Raw genomic sequence first — 13,559 nt, 5'->3', positions numbered from 1 at the left:
ACCACGAGCACGGCGGAGGTGAGACCCATGAACGCGACCCCGGCACCGATCGGCCGCATTCCGGTACGCGACGTACGCCCGGCCGTGGACAGCGGCGCGCGCCCGGCCAAGGCGGTGGTCGGCGAGCTGTTCCAGGTCACCGCCACCGTGTTCCGCGAGGGCCACGACACGATCGGCGCGAACGTCGTTCTCCACGACCCCGACGGCCGCCCCGGCCCGTGGACCCCGATGCGCGAACTCGCCCCCGGCAGCGACCGCTGGGGTGCCGAGGTCACCCCGGCCACGACAGGCCGTTGGTCCTACGTCGTGGAGGCCTGGGGCGATCCCATCGCCACCTGGCGCCGGGCCGCCCGCATCAAGATCCCGGCCGGCATCGACGTCGGTCTGATGCTGGAGGAGGGCGCGGAACTGCACGCGCGCGCCGCCACCGGGGTGCCCGAGGGACCGGCACGGGCTGCGGTACTGGCCGCCGCGGAGACGCTCCGCGACGACTCACTGCCGGTGGGGACACGGTTCGTGGCCGCGCTGACGCCGGAGGTGGAGGGGGCGCTGGAGCGGTATCCGCTACGGGAGTTGGTGACGGCCTCCGAGCCGCGCGCGTTGCTGGTGGAGCGGGAGCGGGCGCTCTACGGCTCCTGGTACGAGTTCTTTCCGCGCTCCGAGGGCACGGCCGCCGAGCCCCACGGCACGTTCCGCACGGCAGCGCGGCGACTCGACGCGATCGCGGCGATGGGCTTCGACGTGGTGTATCTGCCGCCGATCCATCCCATCGGAACGGCTTTCCGCAAGGGGCCGAACAACACGCTGTCCGCCGGGCCCGAGGACGTCGGTGTGCCCTGGGCGATCGGCTCCCCCGAGGGCGGCCACGACGCGATCCACCCGCGACTGGGCACGCTGGAGGACTTCGACGCCTTCGTCGCGCGCGCCGGTGAGCTGGGCCTGGAGATCGCGCTGGACTTCGCGTTGCAGTGCTCGCCGGACCACCCGTGGGTGGACAAGCACCCGGAGTGGTTCCACCACCGCCCCGACGGGACGATCGCGTACGCGGAGAACCCGCCGAAGAAGTACCAGGACATCTACCCCATCGCCTTCGACCGGGACCTGGACGGCCTGGTCGCGGAGACCGTGCGGGTGCTGCGGCACTGGATGGACCACGGCGTGCGGATCTTCCGCGTGGACAACCCGCACACCAAACCGGTCGTGTTCTGGGAGCGGGTCATCACCGACATCAACGCCACCGACCCGGACGTGATCTTCCTGGCCGAGGCGTTCACCCGCCCCGCGATGATGGCCACCCTCGCCCAGGTCGGCTTCCAGCAGTCGTACACCTACTTCACCTGGCGCAACACCAAACAGGAACTCACCGAGTACCTGAGCGAGTTGTCGGGCGAGGCGGCCGCCTACATGCGGCCCAACTTCTTCGTCAACACCCCCGACATCCTCCACGAGTTCCTCCAGCACGGCGGCCGGCCCGCCTTCGAACTGCGGGCCGTCCTGGCCGCCACCCTCTCCCCAACTTGGGGTGTCTACAGCGGCTACGAACTCTGCGAGAACTCCGCTCTCCGGCCGGGCAGCGAGGAGTATCTCGATTCCGAGAAGTACCAACTCCGGCCCCGCGACTGGGAGTCCGCCGAGCGTGAGGGCCGTAGCATCGCTCCCCTCATCTCGTCGCTCAACGCGATCCGGCGTCGCCACCCGTCACTGCGCCGGCTCAGGAATCTCCGCTTCCACCGGACGGACAACGACGCGGTGATCGCGTACAGCAAGACGACGGGCGTGGACACGGTTCTGGTGGTCGTCAACCTCGATCCGCACCACACCCAGGAGGCCACGGTCTCGTTGGACATGCCGCAACTCGGCCTGGAATCACACGAATCCATGTCGGTGCACGACGAACTGACGGGTGAGTCCTATCAGTGGGGCAGGACCAACTATGTGCGTCTGGAACCCGGCCGGGCTCCGGCGCACGTGTTCCACGTCCGGCGGTCCACACAGAGCGGAGGGTCAAGAGCTTCATGACTGTCAACGAACCGGTCCACGACACCTTCGAGGACACTCCCGCCAAGGACCGGGACCCCGAGTGGTTCAAACGCGCCGTCTTCTACGAGGTCCTGGTCCGCTCCTTCCAGGACAGCAACGGCGACGGCATCGGTGACCTCAAGGGCATCACCGCCAAACTCGACTACCTCCAGTGGCTCGGCATCGACTGCCTCTGGCTCCCGCCGTTCTTCAAATCCCCGCTCCGCGACGGCGGTTACGACGTCTCCGACTACACCGCCGTCCTCCCCGAATTCGGGGACCTCGCGGACTTCGTCGAGTTCGTGGACTCCGCGCACCAGCGGGGCATGCGGGTCATCATCGACTTCGTCATGAACCACACCAGCGACCAGCACCCGTGGTTCCAGGAGTCCAGAAAAGACCCCGAAGGCCCCTACGGCGACTACTACATGTGGGCCGACGACGACAAGCAGTACCCCGACGCCCGCATCATCTTCGTCGACACCGAAGCCTCCAACTGGACCTTCGACCCCGTCCGCAAGCAGTACTTCTGGCACCGCTTCTTCTCCCACCAGCCGGACCTCAACTACGAGAACCCGGCCGTGCAGGAAGAGATCCTGGCCGCCCTCCGCTTCTGGCTGGACCTGGGCATCGACGGCTTCCGCCTCGACGCCGTGCCGTACCTCTTCGCGGCCGAAGGCACCAACTGCGAGAACCTGCCCGCCAGTCACGACTTCCTGAAGCGCGTCCGCCGTGAGATCGACGCGATGTATCCGGACACGGTGCTGCTGGCGGAGGCGAACCAGTGGCCCGAGGACGTCGTCGACTACTTCGGCGACTTCCAGAGCGGCGGCGACGAATGCCACATGGCGTTCCACTTCCCCGTCATGCCCCGCATCTTCATGGCCGTTCGCCGCGAGTCCAGGTATCCCGTCTCGGAAATTCTCGCCAAGACCCCCGCGATCCCGTCGAGTTGCCAGTGGGGCATCTTCCTGCGCAACCACGACGAGCTGACCCTGGAGATGGTCACCGACGAGGAACGCGACTACATGTGGGCCGAGTACGCGAAAGACCCGCGCATGCGCGCCAACATCGGGATCCGCAGGCGCCTGGCGACCCTGCTGGACAACGACCGCAACCAGATCGAGCTGTTCACCGCCCTGCTGCTCTCCCTCCCCGGCTCGCCGATCCTCTACTACGGCGACGAGATCGGCATGGGCGACAACATCTGGCTCGGCGACCGCGACGCCGTCCGCACCCCCATGCAGTGGACGCCCGACCGCAACGCGGGCTTCTCCTCCTGCGATCCGGGGCGCCTCTTCCTGCCGACGATCATGGATCCCGTCTACGGCTACCAGGTCACCAACGTCGAGGCGTCGATGTCGTCGCCCTCCTCGCTGCTGCACTGGACGCGCCGCATGATCGAGATCCGCAAGCAGAACCCGGCGTTCGGCCTCGGCACCTACACGGAGCTCCAGTCGACGAACCCGGCGGTGATCGCGTTCCTGCGCGAGTACGAGGACGACCTCGTGCTCTGTGTGCACAACTTCTCCCGGTTCGCGCAGCCGACCATGCTGGATCTGCGGGAGTTCGACGGACGGCATCCCGTGGAGCTGATCGGCGGGGTGCGGTTCCCCGCGATCGGTGAACTGCCGTATCTGCTGACACTCGCGGGGCACGGCTTCTACTGGTTCCGGCTCTCCCGGGCCGCTCCCCGCAACGGCCGACGACTTTGAGGATGTGCCCGCGAAAGGACGCGTCACCATGCCGAAGACCGCACCCCTCCGACCGAGCAGCCCCGGCGTCGACCGGCCTCCGGCCACGCTCACCGGGCTGCTGCGCGAATGGCTGCCCGGGCAGCGCTGGTTCGCGGGCAAGGACCGGCCGGTGGCCGACCTCGACGTGCTGTCCACCACGGAACTGTTCCCCGGCTGCCTCCATCTGCTGGTCCACGCGTCCCACACGGCGGTTCCCACGCCGGGCGGCACTCCCCCGCCCGGCGACTGCTATCAACTCCTGCTCGGCGTAAGGGAACACGTCTCGCCGCGGCTCGCCCGGGCCTTCATCGGCCGTGTGCACGAGGGCCCGTTGGCCGGACTCGCGGTGTACGACGCCTTGCAGGACCCTCGGTCGGCCGAACTGCTGCTGGAGCGGTTGCGGCACCCCGGTACGGCGGGTCCCCTGCGCTTCGAGGCGGACCCGTCGGTGTCGGTGCCCGCCGGACTCGCGCCCCGGTTGCTGGACGCAGAGCAGTCCAACTCCTCGCTGGTGTACGGCGATCGGTTCATCCTGAAGGTGTTCCGGCGTATCCAGCCCGGTATCAACCCGGACCTGGAACTGCCGGGGGCCCTGGCCGCGCAGGGCTGCACCCGGGTCCCGGCGCCGGTGGCGTGGTTCGGGACGGTCGAGCCGCGGGCCGCGACGCTCGGTGTGCTCCAGCCCTTCCTGCCGGACGCCTCCGACGGCTGGGCGCTGGCGCTGCGCGCACTCTCCGTCGGTGACGAATTCACCACCGAGGCCCATGAGTTGGGACAGGCCACGGCGGATGTCCATCTGGCGCTGGCCGCGGCCTTTCCGTCCGGCGCCTGTGGGGACAACGACCGAACGGCCGCCGCGATGACCGAGCGTCTGGAGGCCGCCGCGCACTCCGTTCCCGCGCTGCGGCCGTTCGCGCCGGGGCTGCGGACCGCGTTCGGCGCGCTGGTCGGCCGGGACGCCGGGCCGCCCGCCCAGCGCATCCACGGCGATCTGCATCTCGGACAGGTGCTGCGGGCCGGCCACGACTGGTTCGTCATCGACTTCGAGGGCGAGCCGTCCAAGCCGCTGGCGGAGCGGCGCAGCGCGCAGTCCCCGGTACGGGACATCGCCGGGATGCTGCGGTCCTTCGACTACGCGGCCCGCCAGCGCCGTCCCTGGCGGCCCGAGTGGGCGCGCCGCTGCCGGGAGGCCTATTGTGCGGGCTACGCGGCCCGGGCCGGCTGGGACCCCCGCACCAAGCATGCTCTGCTGCGCGCCTACGAGACGGATCGCGCGGTCTACGAAGTGCTGTACGAGGCCAGACACCGCCCGGACTGGCTTCCCGTACCCATGGCGGCGATCGAGCGACTCGCCGTCCGAGGAGGCTGAACTCCGTGGCCCTGCGCGACACTTCACCTTCGGAGGCGGGCGGCCCCGCCGTGTCCCTTCCGCTGGACCAGGCCGACCGCGAGCGCCTGCTCTCGGGCGCCCACCACGACCCGCACGCGCTGCTCGGCGCGCGTCCGGTTCCGGGTGGGATCGCCTTCCGGGCCCTACGGCCGTACGCCCGGGCCGTGAGTGTCGTGATCGACGGCATGCGCAACGCGCTCGCCTCGGAAGGGAGCGGTCTCTTCTCCGGCGTGCTGCCGCTCGACGCGATCCCGGCGTACACGCTGCTGGTGTCGTACGCGGAGGGCGAGGAAGACGAGGTGGACGACCCGTACCGCTTCCTCCCCGCGCTCGGCGATCTCGATCTGCACCTGATCCGGGAGGGGCGCCACGAGGAGTTGTGGAAGGCGCTCGGTGCGGAGCCGATGACGCACGAGGGAGTGACCGGCACCCGCTTCTCCGTGTGGGCGCCGAACGCCCAAGGGGTGCGTGTCGCCGGGGACTTCAGCTCCTGGAACGGGACGGCCTTCCCTATGCGGTCGCTCGGTTCTTCGGGTGTGTGGGAGCTGTTCCTGCCGGGGGTGGGCGAGGGCGCGCGCTACAAGTTCGAGATCACCTCACGCCATGGTGACCGCTTCTTCAAGGCGGACCCGATGGCCCGCCGTACGGAGGTGCCACCCGCGACGGCGTCCATCGTGACGGCCTCCTACCACGAGTGGGACGACGCGGAGTGGCTCGCCCGCCGGACGGAAACTCCCGTCCACGAAGCGCCGTTGTCCGTGTACGAGGTGCATCTCGCGTCCTGGCGGCCAGGCTTGACGTACCGTCAGCTCGCGGTCGAACTCCCCGCGTATGTCAACGACCTGGGCTTCACCCACGTCGAGTTCATGCCGGTGACCGAGCATCCCTTCGGCGGCTCCTGGGGCTACCAGGTCACCGGCTTCTACGCCCCGACCGCGCGCCTCGGCACCCCCGACGACTTCAAGTTCCTCGTCGACGCCCTGCACCAGGCCGGTATCGGCGTGATCATGGACTGGGTGCCGGCGCACTTCCCCAAGGACGACTGGGCGTTGGCCCGGTTCGACGGGGAGCCGCTGTACGAGCCCGGGGACGCGCGGCGGGCCGAGCATCCGGACTGGGGGACGTACGAGTTCGACCTCGGGCGCACCGAGGTGCGCAACTTCCTTGTGGCGAACGCCGTCTACTGGTGTCAGGAATTCCACATCGACGGCCTGCGCGTGGACGCGGTCGCCTCGATGCTCTACCTCGACTACTCGCGCGACTCGGGCCAGTGGACCCCGAACGTCCATGGCGGGCGCGACGACCTGGACGCCGTCGCCTTCCTCCAGGAGATGAACGCGACCGTGTACCGGCGAGTGCCCGGCGTCGTGACCATCGCGGAGGAGTCCACCGCCTGGGACGGCGTCACCCGGCCCACCGACACCGGCGGTCTCGGCTTCGGGCTGAAGTGGAACATGGGCTGGATGCACGACTCGCTGGGCTACATGGCGCACGAGCCGGTCCACCGCAAGTTCCATCACCACGAGATGACCTTCTCGATGGTGTACGCGTACAGCGAGAACTACGTGCTGCCGATCTCCCACGACGAAGTCGTCCACGGGAAAAGGTCGTTGGTGTCGAAGATGCCCGGCGACTGGTGGCAGCAGCGCGCCGACCACCGGGCGTATCTGGGGTTCATGTGGGCCCACCCCGGCAAGCAACTCCTCTTCATGGGGCAGGAGTTCGCCCAGGGCGCCGAATGGTCCGAAGCCCACGGCCCCGACTGGTGGCTCCTCGACCCGGCCTACGACGCGGCACCCGACCACCGGGGTGTCCAGAACCTCGTACGCGACCTCAACACCGTCTACCGCCGTACGCCCGCTCTCTGGCAGCTCGACACCCAACCCTCCGGTTTCCGCTGGGTGTTGGGCGACGCGGCCGAGGACAACGTCTTCGCGTTCCTGAGGTTTGACGCCGAGGGCGCGCCGCTTCTCGCCGTCAGCAACTTCTCCCCCGTCGTGCGCCACGACTACCGGCTCGGGGTCCCGGACGACATCCCGGCCTGGCGAGAGGCGCTCAACACCGACTCCATCGCGTACGGCGGCAGCGATGTCACCAACCCCGACCCGGTCAAGCCGGAGGACGGGCACATCCGGCTCACCCTTCCGCCCCTGGCGACGGTGTGGCTGACACCGGGGTGACATCCTGCTCCCATGCCGACACCGATACACGCTGACCTCACTCAAGTCACCGGCCTGCACCTGGAGTTGCGGGACGTCACGCAGGAAGTGCGGGGCGCCGGGCGGGTGTTGGACGGTGTGTCCATCGAGGTCGGGGCGGGACAGCTCACGGTGATCGCGGGCAGCAGCGGCGCGGGCAAGACGGTGTTGCTGGGGACCCTCGCGGGGCTTCAGAGCCCGACCTCGGGGGCCGTACTGCACGACGGTGCCGAACCGGGGCCGCCCGGGCCGGAGTTCGGGTATGTGCCGCAGGAGGACGTGATCCACCGCGAGCTGCCGTTGCGGCGCACGCTGGAGTACGCGGGGCGGTTGCGGATGCCGGGCGAGACGGTTCCGGCGCGGGTGACGGAGGTGCTCGACGCACTCGGGCTGTCCGAGCGCGCCGATACGCCGGTGCGGGCACTGAGCGGTGGGGAGCGCAAACGGGCTTGTATCGCGGCCGAGTTGCTGACCCGGCCGCGGGTGCTCTTCCTCGACGAACCCACCTCCGGGCTCGATCCGGTCACCGGGGCAGCCCTGTTGGCCACCCTGCGGAGACTGGCCGAGGCCGGCACCACCGTCGTGCTCACCACCCACGTCCTCGCCGATCTGCCGCGCTGCGACCAGGTGGTGTTCCTGTCGCCGGGCGGGGCGGTCGCGTTCGTGGGGCCGCCGGACGCGCTGCTCGGGGCGTTCGGTGCGGAGACGGCGGAGGACGTGTACGCGGCGGTCGCGGAAGGGAAGCGCGCAGAACGGGCGGCCCCGGCTGCGCTGACCGACCGGCAACCGGCGCCTACCGCGCACCGTCCACCGCGCGTCGGCGCCGTACGCCAGTGGGCGCTGCTGACCCGTCGTACGACGGCCCTGTTGGTGCACAACCGGCTGTCGGTGGCCGTGTTCGTGGGGTCGCCGGTGATGATCGTGGCGATGTTCGCGGTGCTGTTCCGGGCGGGGGCGTTCGATCCTGCGGCGCCCGATCCCGGGTCCACGGCGATGATCATGTTCTGGATCGCGTTCGGGGCGTTCTTCTTCGGGCTGACGTACGGACTGCTGCAGATCTGCCCGGAGTTGGCCGTGCTGCGCCGGGAGTGGCTGGCGGGGGTGCGGATCGGGCCGTATGTGGCCTCGAAGTTGACCACCGTGCTGCCCGTACTGGCGGCGGCGGACGCCCTGTTGCTGGCGGTGCTGCGCGCGCTGGACCGGCTGCCGGCGGCGGGCTGGGGCACGTACGGCTCGCTGTTCCTGACCAGTGTGCTGGCCTCGGCCGCCGCGCTGGCCCTCGGGCTGCTCACCTCGGCCGCGGTCACGGAACCGGCCCAGGCGACCCTGATGCTGCCGCTGCTCTGCTTCCCCCAGGTGCTGTTCTCGGGCGCCTTCGTGCCGGTGCCCCGGATGGCACCGGTCGGCCAGGGGATCAGTTGGGCGATGACCAACCGCTGGGCGTTCGAGGCGCTCGGTGGTGCGATCGGTCTCAACGACCTGTGGCGGGACGGCAGTTCACCGGCGGGGCCGCCGCTGTTGCGGTCGTACGGGGACTCGTTCGGGCATCCGGCCGGGCGCGGCTGGCTGATCCTGGCGGGGTTCGCGGTGCTGTTCCTGGCGGCGACCTGGGCGGTGCTGGTGCGCAGGTGCCGCCAGGGGGTGTCGGCGGCCCGTGCGGGGCGGTGAGCCGCCCGCCGTTCAGCAGCCTGCCCGGTCGGCGAGGCCGGCCGCCGTCGGTACGCGGTCGCGGTAGGTGTCCGCGACGAAGTCCAGAAACGTCTCGACGTCCCTGGGCTGCGAGGAGACGCCCACCGAGACCCGTACGGCGCCCGCGGAGGGCAGGCCCAGCAGGTCGAGGTACTCCTCCAGTGAGCGCATCGGAGTTCGGGCCGCCGAGCGCAGGCTGCGCAGGGGCAGGGCGAACGCGGCCTCTCCGGCGCCCGGGTTGCAGAAGCAGCCGAAGCGGAGCGAGATGCGGCGCTCGGCGCTGTCCTGGGCGACGATCCGTTCGTCGATCACCCTGCCATCCGCGCCGAGGAGGTTGAGGGCGACGGTGCCGCCGCGTGCGGGGCCGGTGTCGGTGGGGCCGTAGACCCGGGCCATCGGGGAGCCGTCGCTGTGGCGTAACTTCGCCACTCCCGTGAGGAGTTGGCCGGTGAGCCGGGCGACGTGGTCGTGCACGCGGTCCATGCCGATGGCGTCGATCCACTCCAGGCCGGCCGTGATGTCCGGTATGGAGAGGAAGTTGACGGTGCCGTCCTCGAAGGCGGCCTCGCCGTCCGCGAGGACGTGCCACTGCGCCTGGGCGCTCGCGGCGTAGATGGTGCCGCCGGAGAACCAGGGCCTGCGCAGCCGGGCGAGGGCCTCGCGGCGGACGATCAGGCTGCCTATGCCGGTGGGGTAGCCGAACACCTTGTACCAGCTGACCACGGTGAAGTCCGGGTGGTAGCGGGACAGGTCGAGGGGGTTGGCGGGGACGAAGGCGGCGGCGTCGAGCAGGACGTCGTAGCCGTGTTCCCGCGCGGTGGCGATCCAGTCCAGGGAGTGCCGTACGCCGGTGAAGTTGCTCTGTGCGGGATAGGCGAGGAGTCCGCGGCGGCGGGTGCGGGCCGTGAGCGCGGTGCGCAGCCGTTCCTCGTCCACGGCCAGGTCCTGGCCGTGGACCGGGACGTACTCGGTCCTGGCGCCGGCGGCGCGGGCGTACTCGCGCAGTCCGTTCACCGAGTTGTGGTTGTCGAGCAGCATCACGAGCCGGCTGCCCCGTGCGAACGGGTAGGACTCGCCGACCAGGCGCAGCGCGGCCGTCGCGTTGGCGGTGAACACCACGGTGTACTCGGCCGGGTCGGCCGAGAAGTGCCGCAGGACCGCCGCGCGGGCCTCGGCCAGCAGGTCGCCGGAGGCGCGTGCGGCGGGGCTCTCCGAGTGCGGGTTGCCGTAGACGCCCCGGGTGATCCGCGCGGCGCCGGCCAGGACCAGTGAGCTGGGGGCGAGTCCCGCGCCCGTGTAGTCGAGATAGGTGTGTCCCTCGGCGTCCAGATAGCCGAAGTCATGTGCTCTCAACTCGTCGAGATCCACCGTGCTCACGTCCTCGTACACCCCGCTTTGTCAGGTCGGTTCCACTCAACCACCAAACTCCGTAAGGCCACTTCCCTGTTCCCCTCACCAATCGCTCACACCTGGGCTACATTCGAGCACCGTCGATAACAGCAATGATCGGCAGAGTCACGCCCCGTACAACCCAGGAGCAGCGCATGCGCGACTTCGCCGTCGCTCCACCCCCCACCTCCGCCCTGACCACCCTCACCGGCGGCCTCGCCGACAGCGTCTTCGAGACCGCGGCCATCAATCCCACCCTTCCGCTGGTCGCGCGCCGGCCCGACCCCTCCTCCCCCGTGTGGGAGGAAGTGACGGCGGTCGAACTGCGGGACGAAGTCGTCGACGTGGCCAAGGGGTTGATCGCCTCCGGGATCTCGCCGGGCAGCCGGGTCGCGATCATGGCCCGCACCCGGTACGAGTGGACGGTGCTCAGCCACGCCCTGTGGGCGGTCGGCGCCGAGGTCGTGCCGGTCCATCCGACGTCCTCGCGCGAGCAGGTCGAGTGGATCCTGCGGGACGCCAACTGCGTGGCCGTGGTGGTGGAGGACGAGCAGGGCATCATGACGGTCGGCACGGTGTGTGCCGCGCTGCCGCTGCTGCGGCACGTCTGGCAGCTGGACTCCGGGGCGCTGCCCCAACTCGTCGAGCGGGGCACGTACATCCCGCAGACCACAGTGGACTCGCTGCGCCGGATCGTGATGCCGGACTCGACCGCGGTCGTCGCCTACACCTCGGGCACCTCCGGCCGCCCCATGGGCTGCGCGCTGAGCCATCGCAGCCTCGCCAGCCCCTGCGACACCCTGCTCTCGGGCTGGCCGAACACGGCGGCACCCGCGGGGGAACAGCCTGCCGTGCTGGCCTTCCTGCCCTTCTCCCATGTGTACGGCCTGATGATCCAGGGCCTGTGCACGCGCGGCGGCTGGCTGATGGCGCACGAGCCGGAGATGACCGAGGCCGCGCTGGTGTCGGGGCTGCGCTCCTTCCGGCCCACCTATCTCTACGCGGTGCCTTCGGTCTTCGAGAAGATCTACAAGACCATGTTGCGGACGGCCCAACAGCTGGGCCGCGGCGCGCTGTTCGAGCGGGCCGCGGCGACCGCACGGGAGTTCGCGGCGGCCGAGGAGCGGCTGAGACTCGGCCGGGGCTCGGGCCCCGGACTCGATCTGCGGCTGCAGCACGCCGTGTACGAGCGGACGGTGTACCGCAAGCTGCGCGCGGGCCTGGGCGGCCGGGTGGTCGGCGGCACGTCGGGCGGCTCCCCGCTGAACCGTGAACTGTCCCTGTTCTACGCGGGCATCGGCATCATGGTGCACGACGGCTACGGGCTCACGGAGACCGCCGGCGGGATCACCATGCAGCCCGCGGGCCGGGAGAAGATCGGCACCGTGGGGCAGGCGCTGCCCGGGACCGAGATCCGGGTCGCGGAGGACGGCGAGATCCTGGTGCACGGCCCGTCGATGTTCCAGGGCTACATCAACGACGAGCGGGCGACCCGGGCGACCATGCACGCGGGCTGGCTGGCGACCGGGGACATCGGGCGGCTGGACACCGAGGGGTATCTGACGATCACCGGCCGCAAGAAGGACATCATCATCACCAGCAGCGGCAAGAGCGTCGCGCCGGCCGCGCTGGAGAACCGGCTGCGCATGCATCCCCTGATCCATCAGGCGGTCGTCGTCGGCGACGACCGTCCCTGTGTGGGGGCGCTGCTGACCCTGGACCCGGAGTTCGTGGCGCACTGGCAGGCCGGTCTCGCGATGCAGAGCGACGCGCGGGGCCGGGAGGCGCGTGAGGAGAACGCGCTGCGGGAGGAGATCACGCGGGCCGTGGCGGCCGCCAACAGCCCGGTGGGGCGCGCCGAGTCGATCCGGGTGTTCCGGGTGCTCCCGCAGCCGTTCGACGTCGCGGGCGGGCTGCTGACGCCGTCGATGAAGCTGCGCAGGGACGCGATCGTGCGGAAGTACGCGTTCGAGATCGACGCGATGTACCAGGCACGCGCGCGTGCCCCGCGCCTGCCGACGGTGGACGAGCAGGTCACGGGGTGGGAGGACGCGGACAACGTGTTCCGGTGAGGTCACCGGAACACGGGGTCACTCCGGGCGGTGGGCGACGACCGCGAACATCGTCACGGACATGTGCAGCGCGCCCTGTTCGGCGGCCTCGGTGAGGTCGGCGTAGGCGCGGTCGCGCTGATCCTCGGTGAGTGCGCCGCGGCGCACCGCGGACTCGCCGAGCATGCGGATCAGGGGCCAGACGACCGACCGGTGGTCCTGGAGCAGCGCCTGCGAGCCCCGGTCGTCGACGGCGAACCCGGCCGCGCTGAGCTGGCCCACGAGCCGGCGTCCCGCGTAGGGGTTGGCCGCGCCGGTGAGGGCGCCCGAGGTGAGCGCGGCCATGATCTCCGGGTCGCCGGGGTGCAGGATCGTGGTCGCCCAGTCGGTGTCGAGGAGGGCCACGCGCCCGCCGGGGCGCAGTACCCGGGCCATCTCGGCGACGGCCTTGTCCGGTTCGGCGAGGTGCTGGAGCACCCGTTCGCACCAGACGACGTCCACGGAGGCGTCCGGCACGGGCAGGGACAGCGCGTCGCCGTCCGTGAAGCGGGCCGCGTTGCCGGCCTCGGCGGCGCGTTCCTGGGCGATCGTCCGCAGCCCCGGGTTGGGCTCGACACCGAGCGCCGAGCCGGTGTCCCCGACCGCGGCGGCCAGTTCACGGGTCGTCGAGCCGGTGCCGGACCCGATGTCGAGGGCGCGTTCACCGGCACGCGGGTCCAGTGCCTCGTGTGCCCAGGCCCGCAGGCGTCGTACGCCGGGATTGGTTTCCTGCATGTCGAGCGCGGCCACCAGCCGCGTCACGTTGCCGGGGTCGATGTTCTGGGTGCGGAAGCCGGACCCCGGCTCGGGCTGAGTGTGCGACATGGCGTGCACTCTACGGTCCGAAGCGGTCGCCCAAGAGCGGGTCGAGACCGGTTCACGTACGCCATTTGTTCATGCGCCCGGGGCGTACGCCGGGCGTCGGCGGGGCATGCTGGTGCCCACGCGTTCGTCTGCCTGCCGCGCTCAGCTGGCGGAACGGCTCCCGGCACGGTGGGATCGATGTTGGTGTGCGAAGCAGCGATCCAGGGGCAGGCGGACGACGTCG

8 protein-coding genes are annotated in these 13,559 nt (G+C 70.5%); 6 read left to right on the top strand and 2 right to left on the bottom strand.

Translation table 11 applies throughout. The annotated features are described in order from the left end of the window. Nucleotides 1-27: 27 nt before the first annotated feature. The 5 genes from JHN45_RS00250 to JHN45_RS00230 are packed head-to-tail and all read left to right on the top strand — an operon-like array spanning nt 28 to nt 9,011. A complete protein-coding gene (locus JHN45_RS00250; protein ID WP_201047507.1) occupies nt 28-2,019 on the top strand; it encodes an alpha-1,4-glucan--maltose-1-phosphate maltosyltransferase in 1,992 nt (663 codons plus the stop codon). Continuing rightward, on the top strand, nt 2,016-3,734 hold the full coding sequence (gene treS / locus JHN45_RS00245; RefSeq protein ID WP_201047506.1) for a maltose alpha-D-glucosyltransferase: 1,719 nt from the start codon (nt 2,016-2,018) through the stop codon (nt 3,732-3,734). The genes JHN45_RS00250 and treS overlap by 4 nt, the downstream gene beginning before the upstream one ends. Nucleotides 3,735-3,762: 28 nt before the next feature. Beyond that, on the top strand, nt 3,763-5,124 hold the full coding sequence (locus tag JHN45_RS00240) for a maltokinase (protein ID WP_200709054.1): 1,362 nt from the start codon (nt 3,763-3,765) through the stop codon (nt 5,122-5,124). A 5-nt stretch (nt 5,125-5,129) separates the two neighbouring features. Beyond that, the gene (glgB, locus tag JHN45_RS00235) at nt 5,130-7,325 is read left to right on the top strand and encodes a 1,4-alpha-glucan branching enzyme (protein ID WP_200709053.1); all 2,196 of its coding nucleotides are present in this window, start codon (nt 5,130-5,132) and stop codon (nt 7,323-7,325) included. 12 nt (nt 7,326-7,337) lie between these two features. Then, nucleotides 7,338-9,011: an ATP-binding cassette domain-containing protein gene (locus tag JHN45_RS00230; RefSeq protein ID WP_236583016.1), complete on the top strand. Its 1,674-nt coding sequence runs from the start codon at nt 7,338-7,340 to the stop codon at nt 9,009-9,011. 12 nt (nt 9,012-9,023) lie between these two features. On the opposite strand, the gene JHN45_RS00225 is transcribed toward JHN45_RS00230, so the two are convergent. Beyond that, complete coding sequence (locus tag JHN45_RS00225) at nt 9,024-10,409, bottom strand: aminotransferase class V-fold PLP-dependent enzyme (RefSeq protein ID WP_307783010.1); 1,386 nt, start codon at nt 10,407-10,409, stop codon at nt 9,024-9,026. A 167-nt stretch (nt 10,410-10,576) separates the two neighbouring features. Here JHN45_RS00225 and JHN45_RS00220 point away from each other — a divergent pair, with 167 nt between their 5' ends. Continuing rightward, nucleotides 10,577-12,493: a long-chain fatty acid--CoA ligase gene (locus JHN45_RS00220; protein WP_200709051.1), complete on the top strand. Its 1,917-nt coding sequence runs from the start codon at nt 10,577-10,579 to the stop codon at nt 12,491-12,493. Between the two features lie 18 nt (nt 12,494-12,511). Here JHN45_RS00220 and JHN45_RS00215 read toward each other — a convergent pair whose 3' ends face one another. After that, a complete protein-coding gene (locus JHN45_RS00215; protein ID WP_200709050.1) occupies nt 12,512-13,336 on the bottom strand; it encodes a methyltransferase domain-containing protein in 825 nt (274 codons plus the stop codon). Between the last annotated feature and the right edge of the window lie 223 nt (nt 13,337-13,559).

Origin of the sequence: Streptomyces sp. MBT53 (assembly GCF_016654115.1) — a bacterium.
Classification (GTDB): Bacteria; Actinomycetota; Actinomycetes; order Streptomycetales; family Streptomycetaceae; genus Streptomyces.
The sequence above is the reverse complement of the archived record's forward strand: the minus strand, read 5'-3'. Positions and strand labels throughout refer to the sequence as shown.